The following is a 17,383-nucleotide window of genomic DNA, read 5'->3' as shown; positions in this document are numbered from 1 at the left end:
TGAACACTTGAACAAAATGAACATTGACTTTGAACAAAACTGAACGACACTGGACGGACGTTGCGGGCAAGGATGGTCACGCCGACGGGACCTAAAAACAAAAACAACACGTCATATTCGCAGGCATCCTAATGTCTCAATCCAGCGCTTCGCTCGTTCACGACATCATCATTCAGGATTCATGGAGGCGCTGCCGGGATTTCGGTCTCAGCCATCAGACGCGCCCTTCATTCGGCCAACTGCCGGGCGCTGAGGTTTCCAGGCTGCTGGAGCGCCATCACGGGCTGGTGCAGACCACCCATCAGGAAGTCCTGCCGGTTTATGAAAACATTCTGAGCAACTCCAATTGCCTGATTCTGCTGGCCGACCCTCAAGGCCAGTTGCTCAAATCCTGGGGCGCGCAACGCTTCGTCGAGTCTTCTCAGGCACAGGGCTTCATGGCTGGCGCCAGCTGGAGCGAACGGGGCACCGGCACCAATGCCATCGGCACAGCACTGGCCTGTGAGCAGGCCATTCACATTGAACCGGACGAGCACTTCCTCAAGGCGAATCGCTTCATGACCGGTTCAGCTTCACCGATCTTCGATGCCGATCGGCGGATCATTGCCGTGCTGGATGTATCCAGTGACAGTTTCCTGCCCCCCTCGCATACCCTGGGTATGGTCAAGATGATGAGCCAGTCGGTGGAAAACCGACTGATCCTCGATCAGTTCCGCGACTCCCACTATCAGTTGATATTCAATACGGGCCTGAACAATCTCGACAGCCAATGGGCAGGCCTGCTGATTTTTGACGAAAGCGGCCAGATCCTTTGCGCCAATCGACGCGCTGACAATTTGTTGGGGACGACGCCGTCCGGTGCCAGTATTGAAACGTTGTTCAGATGCCCGATCCTGCAACTGCTCAGCGAGACAGAAGCGCGGCCGTTTGCGCTGCACGCGTTTGGCAACAATCGCTTTCAATGTCTGCTCAAGCGTCCGACCCGCAAGCCGCTGAAGCTGCACAGCGTCCAACCGGCTCAGGCACCTGTCGCGCCGCGGAGCCTGGATCTGGAGGCGATCAGCCTGGGTGATGCAAAAATCGAGAAAGCAGTGAATCAGGCGCAGCGGCTGCTGGAAAAAGACATCCCGCTGCTGATCCACGGGGAAACCGGGGTCGGCAAGGAAGTGTTTGTCAAAGCCCTGCATCAAGCCAGTACCCGCGCCACTCAGCCGCTGATCGCTGTCAACTGCGCGGCTATCCCGGCCGAACTGGTCGAGGCCGAGCTATTTGGCTATGAAAGGGGGGCGTTCACCGGTGCCAGTCAAAAAGGCAGCATTGGCCTGATTCGCAAAGCCAACAAAGGCACGCTGTTTCTGGATGAAGTCGGTGACATGCCCCTGCCGGTACAGGCGCGATTGCTGCGTGGGCTTCAAGAGCGCTGCGTTCAGCCGTTGGGCAGCAGTGAATTATATCCGGTAGACATACGCCTGATTTCAGCCACCAATCGCAGCCTGCGCGATCAGGTTCAGACGGGGCACTTTCGCCAGGACCTTTATTATCGAATCAGTGGGCTCAACATCGAGTTGCCGCCGTTGCGCGAGCGCACCGACAAACATGCACTCATCCAGCGTATCTGGGAGCGGCATCGCGACGCTCATCAACGGGCAGGGTTTTCCAGAGAGGTTCTCGAGCTATTCGAACATCACCCGTGGCCGGGCAACATTCGTCAGCTCAACAGCGTGATTCAGGTGGCGCTTGCTTTGGCAGATGAACAGCCGATCAGTACCGAGCACCTGCCGGAGGATTTTCTGCTGGATATGGGCATGGATGAGGACTGCCGAGAGCCGGTGAAAACTCAGGAATCCACTGTGCGCCTTCACACGACAGAAGACCTGAGCCAACTGTTTCAAGCGGCAGGCGGAAATATTTCACAGCTGGCAAAACGTCTGGGGGTAAGCCGCAACACGCTGTACAAGCGGTTGCGGGAACAGCGGATTGTCTAGTTTTTGGCTTTCGGCAGACCGCACATCGAGGATCGGACGCGGAGCGTCCAGAACAGCATGCCCACGCTGAGCGTGGGCACGATAGTCTTCCGGGTCATTTCGTTCCCATGCTCTGGTATGCCCCCCGAAGGTTGGACAATTATCCACTTACGCTGCCTTGGCGGCCTGCATCCTGAATTCCACAGGACTCAGGCCGTTAAGCTTCAGTTTTATGCGTGAGTGATTGTAATACTCAATGTACTCTTCGATACCCGCTTGAAGCTCATCCAGATCGTTAAATTTGTTCAGGTAGAAAAATTCGGATTTCAGCGTGCTAAAAAAGCTCTCTATAGCCGCGTTGTCATAGCAGTTACCCTTGCGCGACATGCTGGCTGTGATCGAATTCTCATGGAGCAGTCGCTGGTAAATAGGCATCCGATATTGCCAGCCCTGGTCAGAATGCAAAATCGGCTTTTCATCCGGTCCAAGCCGCGTGAATGCTCCGTCAAGCATTTCGTCGACCATGGAGTACAGCGGGCGCCTGGCAATCGCATAGGAAATGATTTCGCCGTTGTACAAATCCATGATCGGCGACAGATAGAGTTTCTGGCCTCCTACTTTGAATTCGGTCACGTCGGTGGCCCATTTCTGGTTAAGGTATTGCGCTTTGAAATCACGCTTTAGCAGGTTAGGCGCGGCCTTACCTGTTTCGCCTTTGTAGAAACGGTATTTCTTCACGCGTATCAGGCTCTTCAGGCCTAGCTGCCCCATTAGTTTCTGCACCGTCTTGTGGTTCACAAGATGGCCCGCCCTGCGCAAGACTGCCGTGATGCGACGATAGCCATACCGGCCCTTATGCTCGTAGAACGTTGCCTGAATCAGGTCCTTCAGCCCTGCGTATTTGTCGTCTGCCAGCAGTACCTTTTGTTGATAGTAAAAAGTGCTGCGTGCCAGACCGGCAAACTTCAGCAGGCCGTCCAGAGAATGCAAAGGCCTCAGTTCTATTACGATTTGCGCTTTTTCTGCTGCGCTATTCGTTGCTTCTTCTGAACCAAGGCATCGAGCTTTTTTAGATAATCGACCTCCATCCGCAGTTGCTTCACCTCGGCAAGCAACTCGTCACGCGAACGCGATTCATCGTCGACTGGAGCGGAATTCACAGGGGGAAGGGTCGTCGTCATCTTTCTTGGGCGTCCAGCTTTCTCAGGGGGCTTTGAGGAGGCGTTAAGCGCACCTTCGTCAAAAAGGCGCTGCCATAGATTGATGATGCCGAACTGACGGATATCGAACAAGGCCGCTGTCTGGCGCAGTGATAATCGCTCATCATGCATGCGCTTCAAAACAGCTAGCTTGAACTCGTCACTGTAACGCTGCCGCTTTTTCTCTTTAAGAGCCGCTGGGCCGTGGATCTGATAAGCCGCGACCCACTGACGAAGACAGGAAAAGTCCACATCGTGGCGATGCGCAACATCCCTCAACCCTGCCTTGCCGGCACAATATTCTTTCACGGCTGCGAGTTTTGCCTGCACTGTATATTTACCCATGACGCCTCCAAAGGTTGCGTCCAACCTTCGGGGGTCATACCACTCCGCGTGGGAATGCACGTCGTGACGCTCCGCGTCACTAGCCGCCTTATTTGATCAGTCCGCCAGACGCCAGGTCGTGCCGCCCTTGCCGTCTTCCAGCAGTACACCCATGGCGGTGATCTGGTCGCGAATCCGGTCGGATTCGGCCCAGTCCTTCGCCGCGCGTGCAGCCAGACGTGCCTGAATCAGCGCTTCCACTTGCGCCGCATCGACCCGCCCTTCCGCGCCTGCACGCAAAAAGTCGTCGGCTTCGAGCTGCAGAACACCCAGCACACTGGCCAACTGCTTCAAGCGCGCCGCCAGACCCGCCGCTGCGGTGACATCGGATTCACGCAGGCGGTTGATCTCACGGACCATTTCGAACAGTACCGCACACGCTTCCGGCGTGCCGAAGTCATCATTCATCGCCGTGCTGAAACGCTCGACGAACGCTTCCCCACCCGCAGGCTCGGCAACCGGCAACCCCTTGAGCGCGTGATAGAAGCGTTCCAGCGCCGCCTTCGACTCACGCAGGCTGTCTTCGGAGTAGTTGATCGCGCTGCGGTAGTGGCTGGATACCAGCAGGTAACGCACCACTTCCGGATGGTATTTCTCCAGCACGTCGCGGATGGTGAAGAAGTTGTTCAAGGACTTGGACATCTTCTCGCCATTGATGCGAATCATCCCGCAGTGCAACCAGGCATTGGCGTAGGTCTTGCCGGTGGCCGCTTCGCTTTGGGCGATTTCGTTTTCATGGTGCGGAAACTCCAGATCGCTGCCGCCACCATGAATATCGAAGGTGTCACCCAGGCAGCAGGTCGACATCACCGAGCATTCGATATGCCAGCCCGGGCGCCCTGCGCCCCATGGCGACTCCCAGCTCGGCTCGCCAGGCTTGACGCCTTTCCAGAGCACGAAGTCCAGTGGGTCTTCCTTGGACTCATCCACTTCGATCCGCGCGCCGATGCGCAGGTCTTCGATCTTCTTGCGTGACAGCTTGCCGTAACCCTGAAACTTGCCGACCCGGTAATACACATCGCCGTTACCCGGCGCGTAGGCATAGCCCTTGTCGATCAGGGTCTGGATCATGGCGTGCATGCCGGGGATATGATCGGTGGCACGCGGCTCCATGTCCGGCTTGAGGATATTGAGGCGCGCCTCGTCCTCGTGCATGGCGTCGATCATGCGCGCAGTCAGCGCGTCGAACGACTCACCGTTGTCACGCGCACGATTGATGATCTTGTCGTCAATGTCGGTGATGTTGCGCACATAAGTCAGCTCGTAACCGCTGAAGCGCAACCAGCGAGCCACCAGATCGAACGCCACCATGCTGCGCCCATGGCCCAGATGGCAGTAGTCGTACACGGTCATCCCGCAGACGTACATGCGCACCTTGTTGCCATCCAGCGGTTTGAATACTTCTTTGCTCTTGGTGAGCGTGTTGTAAATAGAAAGCACTATCTGCCCCTCGGACATCTCAGGTCCAGGAATCCCGCAACGTGACCGTGCGGTTGAAGACTGGTTGACCAGGTTTCGAGTCCTTGATGTCCGCGCAGAAATAACCTTCGCGTTCGAACTGGAAACGGTCTTCCGGTTGCGCGTGTCCCAATGATGGTTCAGCACGACAACCGGTCAGCACTTGCAGGGAATCAGGGTTGATATTGTCCAGAAAGCTCGCGCCGTCTTCGGCTTTTTCCGGGTTGGCGGAGCGGAACAGGCGGTCATACAGACGCACTTCGCATTCAACGCTCTCGGCCGCTGGCACCCAGTGCACAACGCCCTTGACCTTGCGGCCTTCAGGGTTCTTGCCCAGGGTGTCCGGATCGTAGGAGCAACGCAGCTCGACGATATTACCCTCTGCGTCCTTGATCGCTTCGTCGGCGCGAATCAAATAGCTGCCTCGCAAACGTACTTCACCATTGGGTTCAAGACGTTTGTAGCCTTTTGGTGGCTCTTCCATGTAATCGTCGCGATCGATGTAGATCTCCCGCGAAAACGGCAGCTCGCGCATGCCCAGGTCTTCTTTCGGATGGCGCGGCAGTTCCAGCTTCTCGACCTGGCCTTCCGGGTAGTTGGTGATGACCACTTTCAGGGGGCGCAGCACACACATGGCGCGCGGCGCGCTGTGGTCCAGGTCGTCGCGAATGCTGAATTCGAGCATACCGAAATCGACCACCCCGTCAGAGCGGTTGGTGCCGATCATTTCGCAGAAATTGCGAATCGATTTCGGCGTGTAGCCACGACGACGAAAACCGGACAGCGTCGACATGCGCGGGTCATCCCAGCCACTGACGTGTTTCTCGTCAACCAGTTGCTTGAGCTTGCGCTTGCTGGTGATGGTGTAGTTCAGGTTCAGCCGCGAGAACTCATACTGACGCGGTTTGCACGGCACCGGCAGGTTGTCGAGGAACCAGTCGTACAGCGGACGATGGCTTTCGAACTCCAGGGTGCAGATCGAGTGGGTGATGCCTTCAAGGGCATCCGACTGACCGTGGGTGAAGTCATAGATCGGGTAGATGCACCACTTGTCGCCGGTCTGATGGTGATGCGCATGACGAATGCGGTAGATGATCGGGTCACGCAGGTTCATGTTCGGCGAGGCCATGTCGATTTTGGCACGCAGTACACGGGCGCCATCTTCGAATTCACCAGCCTTCATACGCGCGAACAGGTCGAGGTTGTCCTCGACGCTGCGCTCACGGAACGGACTGTTCTTGCCCGGCTCGGTCAGGGTGCCGCGGTATTCGCGGGCCTGCTCGGGGGTCAGATCGTCAACGTAAGCCTTGCCTGCCTTGATCAGCTCGACCGCCCAGTCGTGCAACTGGTCGAAATACTGCGAAGCGTAGCGCACTTCGCCCGCCCACTCGAAGCCCAGCCACTTGACGTCGCTCATGATGGCGTCGATGTATTCCTGGTCTTCCTTGGCCGGGTTGGTGTCATCGAAACGCAGGTGCGTATCGCCACCGAACTCCTTGGCCAGACCGAAGTTCACGCAGATCGACTTGGCGTGACCGATGTGCAGGTAACCGTTGGGCTCTGGCGGAAAGCGCGTGATGATTTTACTGTGCTTGCCCGAGTCCAGGTCTGCCTGCACGATTGGACGCAGGAAATTGGTCGGTACGGCTGGGCCTGCCTTGGAATGGGCAGCGGGTTCTGGAGTGGGCTTGCTCATAGGATCCTTGGACATACGTGCGCGGCCAGGGTAGGCCGACTAAATCAAAGCGCTTATCATAGCCGAAGCTGTCAAGTCCCTGACAACAGAGTGCACATTTGAGGGCATAAAAGCTGCAAAAGCGCTGAAAAATGTAACCTCGTCCGTAAACTGCGCGTCAGGGTCATAATGTGCCCATTCATGCATGACTATAGAGCGACTTTCCACATGTCCAAAGTAAAGCTGACCACCAACCACGGCGACATCGTTCTGCAACTGAACGCAGAAAAGGCGCCACTGACTGTAGCCAACTTCATCGAATACGTTAACGCTGGCCACTACGAAAACACGGTTTTCCACCGTGTAATCGGTAACTTCATGGTTCAGGGCGGCGGTTTCGAGCCTGGCATGAAAGAAAAGAAAGACAAGCGCCCAAGCATCCAGAACGAAGCCGACAACGGTCTGCCGAACAAGAAGTACAGCGTCGCCATGGCCCGCACCATGGAGCCGCATTCGGCCTCTGCGCATTTCTTCATCAACGTGGCTGACAACGCCTTCCTGAACCACAGCGCCAAGACCGTTCAGGGCTGGGGTTACGCTGTATTCGGTGAAGTGATCGAAGGCACTGATGTCGTCGACAAGATCAAGGGCGTTGCGACTACCAGCAAAGCCGGTCATCAGGACGTGCCTGCAGAAGACGTGATCATCGAGAAAGCCGAGATCGTTGAGTGATACTGCTGATCTCCGATCTGCACCTTGAACAGGAGCGCCCGGACATTACCCGGGCGTTTCTGGATCTGCTCGCGGGCCGCGCCCGCGAAGCCGAGGCGCTGTATATCCTCGGGGATTTCTTTGAAGTCTGGATCGGTGACGACGCCATGTCACCGTTTCAGCTTTCAATCTGCAAGGCCCTGCGCGTATTGAGTGACAGCGGCACACGAATTTTTCTGATGCACGGCAACCGCGACTTCATGATCGGCAAGGGTTTCTGCAAGGCAGCGGGTTGCACCCTGTTGAGCGATCCGAGCGTCGTGCAGTTGAACGGTGAGCGCGTGCTGTTGATGCATGGCGATAGCCTGTGCACCCGCGATGAAGGTTACATCCGGATGCGCCGTTATCTGCGCCATCCGCTGACGCTTTTCATTCTGCGCCATTTGCCGCTGGGCACCCGGCACAAGCTGGCGCGCAAGTTACGCAATGAAAGCCGTGCGCAAACCCGTATGAAGGCCAATGATATTGTCGATGTGACGCCAGACGAGGTGCCGCGGATCATGCAGCAGTTCGACGTGCGTACTCTGGTCCACGGCCACACTCATCGCCCCGCGATTCATAAGTTGCAGATTGGCGATCAGGCAGCCAGGCGCATTGTGCTGGGCGACTGGGATCGTCAGGGCTGGGTGTTGCAGGTGGATGAGCAGGGTTTCAGTCTGAACTCATTCGACTTTGTGCCCGAGACGACTGCGCTGTTGAATTGATGGCGCGGGAACGCGGCTGAGAGCACAGCGGTTCTGCGATGTCAGGTGGATTGGGGTTCGACTCAGGTCACCTTTTTCACCCCTCGGCGAGTTACTTTGAGGGGCCATAGCAACCAAAGCCCCTCGCTCCTGTTTCCGGCCCGACTTCGTCGGATTCGTTCGCCGTGTCACTAAGGTCGCACTCTGCGTCGCCAGTGCCATCGCGGTTGAAACGCACTGCGTTGGCAGTTGCTATTTATATGGCATGCCGATCGTGACGCTCAGGCGATCGACCCCATCACCGGCTCTTCGCCTGCAACGGGCACATCATGCAACGAGATTTTCGAGGTTTCCGGCAGGGCTAGGCCGCCAGCCATCGCCAATACGGCTACGGCGATGAGGTAGAACGCTGGCGACAGGTTGCTGCCCGTGACACCGATCAGCCAGGTCGCCACCAGCGGCGCGGTGCCCCCGAACAGGGTGTAGGCCATGTTGTAGGTGATTGCCGAGGCGGTATAGCGGGTGCGGGTCGGGAAGGTTTCCGACAACAGCGCTGCTGTCACTACACCGCACAGCACTGCGCCCACAGCAAGCAGCATGACCCCGACGATCGAGGCAATGAACGAGCCGGAGCTGGCCATCAGGAATGACGGAAACACCACGACCATCAACAGAGTACAGGCCGTTGCCATGGTGACCCGACGGCCTACCCGATCCGAATAGGCACCGGCCAGCGGACAGAGAGCAGCGGCGAAGGCCAGTGCGATCAACGAAACCAGCAGCGCCGTCGCCCTGCTCAACCCGCCGGCCACTTGCAGGTAGGTCGCAAAGTAAGTGGTGAACATATAGAACGACAGCGCCGTCAACGACACGAACGCTCCCAGACAACACATGGCCGCTGCATGATGGCGCAAGGTGTCCTTTAGTGGCGAGTGAGCCACGGCGTGCTCTTGCGTGACAGCCTGAAAGGCCGGGGTTTCGTCGAGCTTCCAGCGCAAGTACAAGCCGACCAGCCCCAAGGGCGCTGCAATCAGAAACGGCAGGCGCCAGCCCCAACTGCCCATGGCTTCGGTCGACAGTGACGACTCCAGCGCGTAAGCCACCACTGCTGCGGCAGCGAAGGCGGAAAACGTCGACACCGGCACGAAGCTGCCGTACCAGGCCCGCTGCGTGCGCGGAGCGTGCTCCATGAGGTAGGCGCAGGCCCCGGCATACTCCCCTCCGGCCGAGAAACCCTGCGCACAGCGAATCACGGTCAGCAGAATCGGCGCCATCACGCCAATCGCCGCATACGTCGGCAACAGACCGATCAGTGTGGTCGCGCCTGCCATCAACAGGATGGTCATCGCCAGGGTCTTCTTGCGCCCGATGCGGTCACCCAGCATGCCAAAGAAAATCCCGCCCAATGGCCGGAATGCGAAGGCCACGGCAAACACGGCGAAGGTTTTCAACAACGCGGCGCTGCTGTCACCGCTGGGGAAAAATTGCAGCGCGATGGTGGTTGCCAGAAAGCCGTACACGGCGAAATCGAACCATTCGACGAAGTTGCCGATGGCCGCCGCGACGATGACCTTTTTCAGCGTGGCAGGATCGACTTGCTCTACGGCGGTAGTTGTCATGGCTGACCTCAGCGTATTGATCTGGAATGGACCAATTATCGAGACAGCGACCCGGATGCCTCACTCCAGAAGTGTCATCCACGTAGTCATGGCCGACGTCTCGCCACCGATCTGCGCAGAATTCATGCCAAAGGCTCTGCCACAAGGCTTACAGGCCCATCGCGCGCCGCCCCTGCAGGCCACCGGTATGGACGAGGACCAGACGGCTGCCTGACTTGAACCGACCGGCCAGCACCTCATCGTGCAGGGCCAGCAAAGCCTTGCCGGTGTACAAGGGCTCCAGAGGTACGCCGCTATGCGCCTCGCTGCTGGCGATGAAGTCGAGCAGCGCGGCATCGGTTCTGGCGAAACCGCCCCGGCTGGCCTCCAGCAGGACACAGGCAGCGGGCAGGTTCGGCGAGGCGTTCACCTGCGACCCTGCGGCTTCTTTCAACACAGCCACGATGTTTTGAGCAACGCCATGATCGTCCGGCACCGCCATCGCGCCATATACCGGATGGGCGCCGGCCTCGGCCAACAGCAAACCGGCAAGCGTTGTGCCTGTGCCGACTGCCAGCCACCAGCCGTGATAATCGTCCCAGCCAAGGTGCCCGAGCTGGCTATCGACCATCTCCCGCAACCTTGCGCAGCCCAGCGCACCGGCAAGCCCGCCACCGCCTTCGGCAATCGGATACAGCTCAGGATATTGCGCCTGCCAGGGCAGCCAGAAATCCGCAGCATGTCGTGCTCGATAACCCGCATAACCCAGCCAATGCAATTGCATGCCAAAAGCTTGCAGGTCCAGTACCGTCGGCGTCTGCTGGGCGTGACCACGCAACAGGCCCACCGTCGGGAAACCGAAGCGCCTGCCCGCTGCTGCCAGAGCATGGAGATGATTGGAGTGTGCGCCGCCCAGGCTGATCAATCCCTCTGCACCCGCCTCGACAGCCTGGGTCAGGTGTTCGCTGAGCTTGAACCATTTGTTGCCGCTGATGAGCGAGTCAATAAGGTCCAGGCGCAGGATCGCCACCTCGACCCCGGCATCTTGCAGCCAGGGCAGGTTCAAGCGTTGCAGCGCAGCAGTGGGCTGCCAGTCAAGGGCGTCAACGATCATCCGCGCAGTTTACAGACAAGCTCAATCAGAGCGCAGCGGCCAGACGCGAACCTTGATCGATAGCGCGTTTGGCATCCAGCTCGGCGGCAACGTCTGCACCGCCGATCAGATGGACGCTTTGCCCGGCGCTGACCAGATCGTCATACAGCTCGCGCAGCGGGTCCTGCCCGGCGCAAATCACAATGTTATCTACCGCCAGCAGCTTTTCCTCGCCGTCTTCACCAATGCGAATATGCAACCCGGCATAGTCGATTTTCAGGTACTGGACACTGTTTAGCATCTGCACCTGCTTGTTTTTCAGCCCGGTGCGGTGAATCCAGCCGGTGGTCTTGCCCAGGCCGTCGCCCACCTTGGAGCTCTTGCGTTGCAGCAGGTACACCTGGCGTGCCGGGGCGTGCACATCAGGTTTGATCCCGGCCACGCCGCCGCGCGCTTCAAGCGTGGTATCGATGCCCCACTCTTTCCAGAACGCCTCACGATCCAGGCTGGTGGCCACGCCCTGATGCACGAGAAATTCCGACACATCGAAACCGATACCGCCTGCGCCGATCACTGCCACGCTGCGCCCGACCGGCTTGCGCTGCAAAATGACATCCAGATAGCTGAGCACTTTTTGGTTATCGATACCTGGGATGGCAGGAGTGCGCGGTGCGATGCCGGTTGCCAGAATCACCTCGTCAAAGCCGGCCCCCAGCAAGTCTTCGGCTTTTATGCGAGTGCCGAGGCGCAACTGCACGCCGGTTTCTTCCACTTTGTTGCGGAAGTAACGCAGCGTCTCGGAGAACTCTTCCTTGCCCGGCACGCGCTTGGCGATATTGAACTGGCCGCCGATTTCGCTGGCCGAATCGAACAACGTCACCTCATGTCCGCGCTGTGCAGCAACGGTTGCAGCAGCCAGACCGGCAGGACCGGCACCCACCACGGCAATTTTCTTCACCTGCCGGGTGGGCAGGTAGTTGAGTTCAGTCTCGTGACAGGCGCGCGGATTGACAAGGCAACTGGTGAGCTTGCCGCCGAAGGTGTGGTCAAGGCAGGCCTGATTACAGCCGATGCAGGTGTTGATCCGTTCGGCGTGCCCCGCCGCAGCCTTGTTGACGAATTCCGGGTCGGCCAGAAAAGGACGAGCCATCGAGACCATGTCGGCGTCGCCTTCGCTGAGGATGCGCTCGGCAACTTCCGGGGTATTGATGCGGTTGGTAGTGATAAGCGGCACCTTCACCGAACCTCGCAGTTTGGCAGTGACCTTGCTGAACGCTGCACGCGGCACCTTGGTGGCGATGGTCGGAATACGTGCCTCGTGCCAACCGATCCCGGTGTTGATCAGCGTCGCACCCGCCTGTTCGACCGCCTTGGCCAGCTGGACGATCTCTTCCCAGGTGCTACCACCCTCCACAAGGTCCAGCATCGACAGTCGAAAGATAATGATGAAATCCGCACCGACCGCCTCACGCACCCGCGTAACGATCTCGACCGCCAGGCGCATGCGGTTTTCATAGCTGCCGCCCCAGCGATCGGTGCGGTGGTTGGTATGTGCGGCGAGGAATTGATTGATGAAATAGCCTTCCGAACCCATGATTTCGACACCGTCATACCCGGCACTGCGGGCCAGCGTGGAACAGGTCACGAAATCAGCGATCTGCTTTTCGATGCCCTCTTCGTCCAGCTCACGCGGCGTGAACGGATTGATCGGTGCCTGGATAGCACTCGGCGCAACCTGCTTGCGGCTATAAGCGTAGCGACCGGCATGCAGGATCTGCAGGCAGATCTTGCCGCCAGCCTCGTGGACGGCACGGGTAACGATGCGATGCTGCTCCGCCTCTTCGGCATTGGTGAGTTTTGCCGCACCGTCGTAGACGCCACCCTCTTCGTTGGGCGCGATCCCGCCGGTCACCATCAACCCGACCCCGCCGCGTGCCCGCTCGGCAAAATAAGCCGCCATGCGCTCGAAACCACCCGGCCGCTCTTCAAGACCAGTGTGCATCGAGCCCATCAAGGTCCGGTTGCGCAAGGTTGTGAAGCCCAGGTCCAGCGGGGCCAGCAGGTGCGGGTAATGAGCAGCAGTCATGGCGAAGCTCCATCGAGTCAATCACGGGAAAACAAGGACCTCTGCGGGTCCTCTCATGGGCAACAGTAAAGACGCATCCAGCCCCACACTCAATGACCGAAAGTGACAAGTTATTGATCCAAACGCGCAGCGGCACTTGGCAAGCGACTGACGTCGTCCTACCCTAGTCGACAATTCCCTGATGGCAGCCAGCCGGCCTTTTTATGCGCAAACTCTTCGCCATCTGTCTGATCCTGCTGAGCATAGCCAGCCTTGTCAGCTACGCAGTCTGGACCGGACAACGTCCGGCGGGCCACTACCTGTCCGATCTGCGCATTCGCCTGGCAATCAATGAAGGCGAGCCCGGTGAACGCGGAAACATGCTGGGCATCGAGCCGGAGCTGTTCCCCACGGACTACCAGAACACTGACCGACTGCACCGCAAGCTGGCCGCCTATCTGCAACAGGCCCGCGATTACGGGCTGATCAACCACAGAACGGTGGTAGTACTCCCCGAGCATATCGGCACCTGGCTGTTCGCCAGTGGCGAGAAGGATGAGCTTTATCAAGCAGCAACAGTCGATGAAGCGATGGACTGGCTGTCCTGGAGCAATCCGCTGCAATTCATCACGGCGATGCTCAGTGCCGAAGGCCAGGACCGTTTGGATGACGCCCATCTGCGCCTCAAGGCACGATCGATGGCACGCGACTATCAGGCACTGTTCGGCGGTCTGGCCAAAGAGTTCGGCATAACACTGGTGGCAGGCTCGATTGTGCTGCCGGAACCAAGCGTTGAAAACGGTCAGTTGAAAGTCGGTAAAGGCGCCCTGTACAACAGCAGCCTGACATTCGGCAGCGATGGCCAGCCGCTCGGCCAGCCTCAGCGTCAGCTGTACCCGGACCGTTTTCAGAAACGCTACGTGCACACGGCGAGCGACGCACCATTGAATGTGCTCGACACGCCCGCAGGGCGTCTGGCCGTGCTGATCGGTAGCGACAGTTGGTACGCGGACAATTACGCACGCTTGAATCAGAGCGGTGCGCAGCTGATTGCGGTGCCTGCTTTTGTGATCGGCAAGGCCACTTGGTCCGAACCGTGGCGCAAGCCTCGGCACTCAAGCATCGATATGGCAGCCGACAATCCAAGCGAGGGCGAAGCCTGGCATCGCCTGACCCTGATCGGCCGTCCAGCGCAAAGCAGTGCACAGGCAGGGGTCAGCGTGTTCATGCGCGGGCAATTCTGGAATCAGGGCGTTGCCGGGCAAAGTTTTGCCAGCCACGCAGGTCAGACAATTGCCGAACCGTCGTCTGACAATGGCCCCGCTGGCGGTGCCCGCCTGATCAACCTCTGGCTTTGACGATGCCGACCTTGACCCTGCGCCTTGGTGACCTGTCGGTGGGCTACATCCAGAGTCTGGCCGGTGCGGTCACTCGCTTAGGCAAGAATCCTGATCCGCTGCTCGAGCAGTACGGTCTGGACCCCGCCCGCCTGAGTCAGGCGCGTGCGCGACTGTCTATCCCACGCTACATGCGCCTGGGGCATGCTGCCATACAGCTTACCGGCCAGCCCGGGCTCGGCTTGCACATGGGCCAGCTCAGTCGTTTCGCGCATGCAGGTCTGGCGGGCGTGACCGCCGCCCAGGCTCCCACAGTGCGCGAGGCCGCCCGCACGCTGATCCGTTTCGAGCCATTGTATGCCTCCAACTATCGCGGTCAGTCGAGCTTTCACGAGGATGCGCAAGGCGCCTGGATGCGCTTCTATTCAATCAGCCCCTATAACGCTTACAACCGCTTTGTTGTGGACTCGATTTTGGCTGGCTGGCTGGCTCAGCTCTCAACACTGGCGGGCACCAGACTACGTGCACAACGTGTCGAGATCGAATTCGATGCGCCTGACTACGCCGCGCAATATGCCAGCCTGAGCGACAGCCCGGTGATATTTGCCGCAGCCACCAATCAACTGCGCCTGGATCAGAGCTGTCTTGCATTACGCAACCCTGACCACTGCCCGAGTACCTGGCGGCATTTGCTGCAATTATGCGAAGGCGAACTGGATCAACAGACCCGTACCCGCAGCTTGCGTGAACGCATTATTCAATTGCTTGGGCCGCTATTGAACGGTGGCAGGGAACCGGATCTGGAAGAGGTGGCGGCAAGGCTCAAGCTGCCGACCTGGACACTGCGACGCAAGCTGGCCGAGGAAGGCACATGCTTTCGCGCCGTACTCAATGACACGCGGCGTGATCTGGCGATGACTTATATTCGCGACACTGAACTGGCGTTCGGGGAGATCGCCTACCTGCTGGGGTTCGCTTCTGCCGAAGCCTTTCAACGCGCCTTCAAACGCTGGAACGCACAGACTCCAGGAGAGTTCCGCCGCAGCCAGCGCCAAAGCGCATGAAGCCTTTCATAACTCGGTAGCGTCGTCGGCAGGCTCTACCGGGTCCAGCTCCGATGCACGGTATTCAAGCAGTTCTTCCTGGTATTCGTCCATTTCTTCGCCCTCTTGGCTGATTGAGTATGGGTGATAATTAAAGCTGAAATAACTGACCGCAAGATCAACATTAAAGTGCCAATGTGAAATAAAAATGTTGATCCCTATCAAACAGACGAAAAAGATCGTCGCCGATTCAGCACGTCTCTCGATACGCGGCCAGCCAGGCACTATTGACTTGCAGGCCCGTGTCGACCTAACCTCAGGGCCATGAACCTCATCAAGCAAAACCTCGGCCAGATTATTATTACCGTCATTCCAGTCATGGCGGGTTAGCCGACGTTTGCAAAAACCCGCCCTGGAGGCGGGTTTCTTCTGTCTCCTGGGCAACATTATTGAACCAGGAGTCAGACATGATCGTTATCCCTCGCTCTATCGCCCTTCGCGCCTTCCTGAACCTGATTAGCGGTCTGCCATCTGTTGCCGCCCTGCGCATGTATGAGGGATCGACGCGATGAGCCAAGGCCAGCACGATCTGCTCAATCATTACGCCCGCAAAATCCTCACCTCCCGTGTTTATGACGTGGCTATCGAAACCCCGCTGCACGGCGCTCGCCAGCTGTCCGAGCGGCTGGGCAATCAGGTGCTGCTAAAACGAGAAGACCTGCAGCCGGTGTTCTCCTTCAAGATTCGCGGCGCGTACAACAAGCTGGCGCAATTGACCGCAGAAGAGGCCGCACGCGGCGTGGTCACGGCCTCGGCGGGTAACCACGCGCAAGGTCTGGCACTGGCAGCGCGTGAACTGGGCATTCTGGCGACTATCGTCATGCCGCGCACCACCCCGGAAATCAAGGTCGCAGGCGTGCGCTCACGGGGCGCCACGGTGGTGCTGCACGGCGACTCCTTCCCCGAGGCGCTGGCCTATTCGCTGAAACTGGTCGACGAACAGGGTTTCGTCTACATCCACCCGTATGACGACCCCGATACGATTGCCGGGCAAGGCACCGTGGCGATGGAGATTCTTCGTCAGCAGCCGGGGCAGCTGGATGCGATCTTTGTTCCGGTCGGGGGCGGCGGTCTGATCGCCGGTATCGCAGCGTATGTGAAATACCTGCGCCCGGAGATCAAGGTGATCGGCGTCGAGCCGGACGACTCCAACTGCCTGCAAGCGGCGATGGCCGCCGGGGAGCGCGTGGTGCTGAGCCAGGTCGGGCTATTTGCCGATGGTGTGGCGGTGGCGCAAATCGGCCATTACACCTTTGAAGTGTGCCGTCATTATGTCGATGAGGTGATCACCGTCAGCACCGATGAAATCTGCGCGGCGATCAAGGACATCTACGACGACACCCGCTCGATCACCGAGCCTGCGGGCGCGCTGGGTGTTGCCGGGATCAAGAAATATGTCGAGCAGCGCGGCATCAGCGGTCAGACACTAGTGGCCATCGACTCCGGAGCCAACGTCAACTTCGACCGTTTGCGTCACGTGGCCGAACGTGCAGAGCTGGGCGAAGGTCGCGAGGCGATCATTGCCGTGACGATTCCTGAACAACCGGGCAGCTTCAAGGCGTTCTGCGAGGCCATCGGCAAGCGGCAGATCACCGAATTCAACTACCGCTATCACACTGATCGCGAGGCGCACATCTTCGTCGGCGTGCAGACCCATCCCGAGAACGACCCACGCAGCGCCCTGATCGCCAGCCTGACCGGCCAGGGCTTCCCGGTGCTGGACCTGACCGACAACGAACTGGCCAAACTGCACATCCGCCACATGGTCGGCGGGCATGCCGAGCGCGTCGACGACGAAGTGGTACTGCGTTTCGAATTCCCGGAGCGCCCCGGCGCGCTGTTCAACTTCCTCAACCGCCTGGGCGGACGCTGGACCATCTCGATGTTCCATTACCGCAACCACGGCGCAGCAGACGGCCGAGTGGTCGCTGGCCTGATAGTGCCGGAGGAAGAGCGGCACCTGGTGGGCGCAGCGCTGGACGAGATTGGTTACCCGTATTGGGACGAGAGCGAGAACCCGGCGTATCGGTTGTTTCTGGGCTGAGGACGTGGA

Annotated in this window: 13 protein-coding genes; 6 read left to right on the top strand and 7 right to left on the bottom strand. The window is 58.9% G+C overall.

The window, feature by feature from the left end:
• Positions 1–131 precede the first annotated feature (131 nt).
• Positions 132–1,985 (top strand): sigma-54-dependent Fis family transcriptional regulator, encoded by a 1,854-nt coding sequence (locus tag AC4ANE_RS09630; protein WP_002552726.1) that lies wholly within the window; start codon positions 132–134, stop codon positions 1,983–1,985.
• A gap of 147 nt (positions 1,986–2,132) precedes the next feature.
• Here AC4ANE_RS09630 and AC4ANE_RS09625 read toward each other — a convergent pair.
• From AC4ANE_RS09625 to AC4ANE_RS09615, 3 genes are all read right to left on the bottom strand, one after another.
• Positions 2,133–3,508 (bottom strand): IS3 family transposase gene (locus AC4ANE_RS09625; protein WP_095178871.1). Its coding sequence is split into 2 segments (ribosomal slippage): positions 2,133–3,037 and positions 3,037–3,508, totalling 1,377 coding nucleotides; the frame shifts between segments, so codons are not numbered across the junction.
• Positions 3,509–3,604: 96 nt separating this feature from the next.
• A complete protein-coding gene (gene cysS / locus AC4ANE_RS09620) occupies positions 3,605–4,987 on the bottom strand; it encodes a cysteine--tRNA ligase (RefSeq protein ID WP_002552725.1) in 1,383 nt (460 codons plus the stop codon).
• A gap of 19 nt (positions 4,988–5,006) precedes the next feature.
• Positions 5,007–6,701, bottom strand: a complete 1,695-nt coding sequence (locus tag AC4ANE_RS09615; RefSeq protein WP_031594802.1) for a glutamine--tRNA ligase/YqeY domain fusion protein — start codon at positions 6,699–6,701, stop codon at positions 5,007–5,009.
• Between the two features lie 207 nt (positions 6,702–6,908).
• On the opposite strand from AC4ANE_RS09615, the gene AC4ANE_RS09610 reads away from it, so the two are divergent.
• Both AC4ANE_RS09610 and lpxH read left to right on the top strand, forming a co-directional pair.
• A complete protein-coding gene (locus AC4ANE_RS09610; RefSeq protein WP_002552723.1) occupies positions 6,909–7,412 on the top strand; it encodes a peptidylprolyl isomerase in 504 nt (167 codons plus the stop codon).
• Entirely contained in the window at positions 7,409–8,155 is a 747-nt protein-coding gene (gene lpxH / locus AC4ANE_RS09605; protein ID WP_002552722.1) for a UDP-2,3-diacylglucosamine diphosphatase, read from the top strand. Before AC4ANE_RS09610 ends, lpxH begins: the two co-directional genes overlap by 4 nt.
• A 260-nt stretch (positions 8,156–8,415) precedes the next feature.
• Here the strand turns inward: lpxH and AC4ANE_RS09600 are convergent, their stop codons facing one another.
• The 3 genes from AC4ANE_RS09600 to AC4ANE_RS09590 form a co-directional block, all read right to left on the bottom strand.
• Entirely contained in the window at positions 8,416–9,753 is a 1,338-nt protein-coding gene (locus AC4ANE_RS09600; protein WP_005733175.1) for an MFS transporter, read from the bottom strand.
• A 148-nt stretch (positions 9,754–9,901) separates the two neighbouring features.
• Entirely contained in the window at positions 9,902–10,846 is a 945-nt protein-coding gene (locus tag AC4ANE_RS09595) for a 1-aminocyclopropane-1-carboxylate deaminase/D-cysteine desulfhydrase (RefSeq protein ID WP_002552720.1), read from the bottom strand.
• Between the two features lie 25 nt (positions 10,847–10,871).
• Positions 10,872–12,911, bottom strand: a complete 2,040-nt coding sequence (locus AC4ANE_RS09590) for an NADPH-dependent 2,4-dienoyl-CoA reductase (RefSeq protein WP_031594801.1) — start codon at positions 12,909–12,911, stop codon at positions 10,872–10,874.
• Between the two features lie 203 nt (positions 12,912–13,114).
• Here AC4ANE_RS09590 and AC4ANE_RS09585 point away from each other — a divergent pair, with 203 nt between their 5' ends.
• Together AC4ANE_RS09585 and AC4ANE_RS09580 are read left to right on the top strand one after the other, a co-directional pair.
• Complete coding sequence (locus AC4ANE_RS09585; protein WP_002552718.1) at positions 13,115–14,248, top strand: nitrilase-related carbon-nitrogen hydrolase; 1,134 nt, start codon at positions 13,115–13,117, stop codon at positions 14,246–14,248.
• A gap of 2 nt (positions 14,249–14,250) precedes the next feature.
• Complete coding sequence (locus tag AC4ANE_RS09580; protein WP_002552717.1) at positions 14,251–15,291, top strand: AraC family transcriptional regulator; 1,041 nt, start codon at positions 14,251–14,253, stop codon at positions 15,289–15,291.
• A gap of 6 nt (positions 15,292–15,297) precedes the next feature.
• Here AC4ANE_RS09580 and AC4ANE_RS09575 read toward each other — a convergent pair whose 3' ends face one another.
• Positions 15,298–15,717: a hypothetical protein gene (locus AC4ANE_RS09575; protein ID WP_010208991.1), complete on the bottom strand. Its 420-nt coding sequence runs from the start codon at positions 15,715–15,717 to the stop codon at positions 15,298–15,300.
• A 121-nt stretch (positions 15,718–15,838) separates the two neighbouring features.
• Here AC4ANE_RS09575 and ilvA point away from each other — a divergent pair, with 121 nt between their 5' ends.
• Positions 15,839–17,374, top strand: a complete 1,536-nt coding sequence (gene ilvA, locus AC4ANE_RS09570; RefSeq protein WP_080900718.1) for a threonine ammonia-lyase, biosynthetic — start codon at positions 15,839–15,841, stop codon at positions 17,372–17,374.
• Positions 17,375–17,383 lie beyond the last annotated feature (9 nt).

The sequence above is a fragment of the Pseudomonas sp. Pme6b genome (assembly GCF_058129925.1).
The sequence above is the reverse complement of the archived record's forward strand: the minus strand, read 5'-3'. Positions and strand labels throughout refer to the sequence as shown.